Source organism: Hydrogenivirga sp. 128-5-R1-1, from assembly GCF_000171895.1.
In genome coordinates this window covers 1-2277 of sequence record NZ_ABHJ01000140.1, presented here as the reverse complement: position 1 = coordinate 2277, position 2277 = coordinate 1, and the positions used below count along the sequence as shown (strand labels likewise).

Below are 2277 nucleotides of genomic sequence, written 5' to 3'. Positions count from 1 at the left end.
GTAAAGAAATTAAATCTACTTTACAGAAGGTCCATTGTAGCTTTCACAACAAGATTTTTCATGTACTGTCCTTTAATTCCAGATGGTTTTAATTTTAGTACGGTATCATAAACTGCAAGGGCATTTTCATAAAGCTTATTTTCATCAAAAGACACTTTACCAATAGGTATATGTAAGTTCCCTGCTTTGTCTACTTTAAATTCAACTCTTCCTTTCTTAGCTTCAGATACTGCTTTTTTTACATCAGTTGTAACAGTTCCCACTTTTGGGTTTGGCATTAATCCTCTTGGCCCTAAAATTCTTCCTAATTTAGCCACTTTTGGCATCATATCAGGAGTTGCTATAACAACATCAAAATCTGTCCATCCTTCATTTAAAATTTTATTGATTAGCTCTTCTCCACCAACATAATCAGCTCCAGCTTCTTCTGCTTCTTTAACTTTTTCACCCTGTGTTATAACAAGAACTTTAAGTTCCTTCCCAAGACCGTGTGGAAGGACTACAGAGCCTCTAACCATCTGGTCAGCATATTTTGGGTCTACTCCAAGTCTAAATATCATTTCTACAGTTTGGTCAAAATTCCTTTTAGTAACATCTGCTACTTCTTTAACCTTTTTTATAGCATCTGCAAGAGAATAAGCCTTTTCTTTATCTATTAGCTTTAAAGCATTTAAATATTTTTTTCCTCTTTTTGCCATTATTTAATCCTCCTATCCTTCTACTTCTATTCCCATTGATCTAGCTGTACCAGCAATAATTTCCATTGCAGCCTCAATGTCTTCAGTATTCATGTCTTTAAGTTTAATTTCTGCAATTTCTCTAAGCTGCTTCTTTGTAATTTTCCCAACTTTTTCTCTTTTTGGGTCAGATGCTCCTTTCTTAATACCTGCTGCTTCTTTTAAAAGATATGAAGCAGGTGGAGTTTTAAGGACAAATGTAAAAGACCTGTCATTGTAGACAGTAATAATTACAGGTACAATTGTACCTGGCTTCATTTCTGCAGTTGCAGCATTAAAAGCCTTAACAAACTCCATAATGTTAACACCATGTTGACCTAAAGCTGGACCAACTGGCGGTGATGGTGATGCCTGTTGAGCTGGTATCATCAGCTCAATTTTTCCTACTTCTTTCTTAGCCATAAAAAATACACCTCCTTGAGTTTACTAAATCTTTTCCACCTGGGAGAACTCAAGTTCAACCGGTGTGGATCTTCCAAATATAGATATTGAAACTATCAATTTTTCCTTTTCTGGAATAACTTTTTCTACAACCCCAGTAAAGTTCATGAAAGGCCCTTCAATAACTCTAACCTTATCACCTGTAGCAAAGAGAAGTTTTTTAACTTTTGGAGCACCTTTTTGAATCTGACCTAAAACCCTTTTAACTTCCTCTTCAGTTAACGGTACAGGAACTCCTCCAGCACTAACAAATCCGATAATATAAGGGGTTTTCTTTATTAAATCAATAAGCTCGTCTGTAAGTTTAGCTTTTATAAGCAAATATCCAGGAAATATCTTATTTTCAAGTACAATTTTTGCTTCTGTTTTATTTTCTTTACACTGTATTTTTTGTCCAGGTTTGGATATAGGACTGTGATTTACACAGGCTTCATCACCTTCAACACTTTCTAAAACCCTAACTTTACCATCTTCTATTAAAAACTTAGTTGTTCCTTTTTTTCCTTGTACTTCTAATTCTCTATTACTGCTTTTTAATGATAGTTTATATTTTTCCTTTCCTAAAGCTTTTATTACAACTTTTTCTTCTGCTGGAACAACGACCTCATCAACAAGGTCTTTCATATTATTTAATTCAAGTTGTTTTAATAAATTTTCTTTAGCTCTAACTTCTAAATTTGACTGCGTATATAGTGCATACCATTTTTTCTCATTTTCTAATTCTTCTTTTGCTTCATTTTCTTTTTTTATTTTTTCTTCACTCATCATACATACCCCAACATTATCTAAACAGATAATCAATTATTCTACTAAATGCAATATCTAATACCCATAAGTAAACTGAAACCAATAATGTAAAAACAATAACTGCAATAGTCGCTTTTTTTACAAGCTCAGAAGTAGGCCACGTTACTTTTTTTAGCTCATCTTTAACTTCTTTTAAAAAGTTTACCAACTGTGATGCATTCATCTTGTCTCCAATTAAACGGGGCAAGGAGGACTTGAACCCCCAACCTGCGGATTTGGAGTCCGCTGCTCTGCCAAATTGAGCTATTGCCCCAAAAATTTAATTATCTGGTTTCTCTATGTATAGTATGCT

Annotated in this window: 4 protein-coding genes and 1 tRNA gene; all 5 read right to left on the bottom strand. The window is 33.9% G+C overall.

The window, feature by feature from the left end; genetic code table 11:
• Positions 1-20: 20 nt before the first annotated feature.
• The 5 genes from rplA to HG1285_RS04200 all read right to left on the bottom strand — a co-directional run bounded on the left by rplA (position 21) and on the right by HG1285_RS04200 (position 2238).
• Positions 21-698 (bottom strand): 50S ribosomal protein L1, encoded by a 678-nt coding sequence (gene rplA, locus HG1285_RS18350; protein ID WP_008288700.1) that lies wholly within the window; start codon positions 696-698, stop codon positions 21-23.
• 12 nt (positions 699-710) lie between these two features.
• Entirely contained in the window at positions 711-1139 is a 429-nt protein-coding gene (gene rplK, locus HG1285_RS04185) for a 50S ribosomal protein L11 (RefSeq protein WP_008288699.1), read from the bottom strand.
• Positions 1140-1163: 24 nt separating this feature from the next.
• On the bottom strand, positions 1164-1943 hold the full coding sequence (nusG, locus tag HG1285_RS04190) for a transcription termination/antitermination protein NusG (protein ID WP_008288698.1): 780 nt from the start codon (positions 1941-1943) through the stop codon (positions 1164-1166).
• Between the two features lie 16 nt (positions 1944-1959).
• On the bottom strand, positions 1960-2148 hold the full coding sequence (gene secE / locus HG1285_RS04195; protein ID WP_032496946.1) for a preprotein translocase subunit SecE: 189 nt from the start codon (positions 2146-2148) through the stop codon (positions 1960-1962).
• Between the two features lie 16 nt (positions 2149-2164).
• Positions 2165-2238, bottom strand: a tRNA-Trp gene (locus HG1285_RS04200).
• Between the last annotated feature and the right edge of the window lie 39 nt (positions 2239-2277).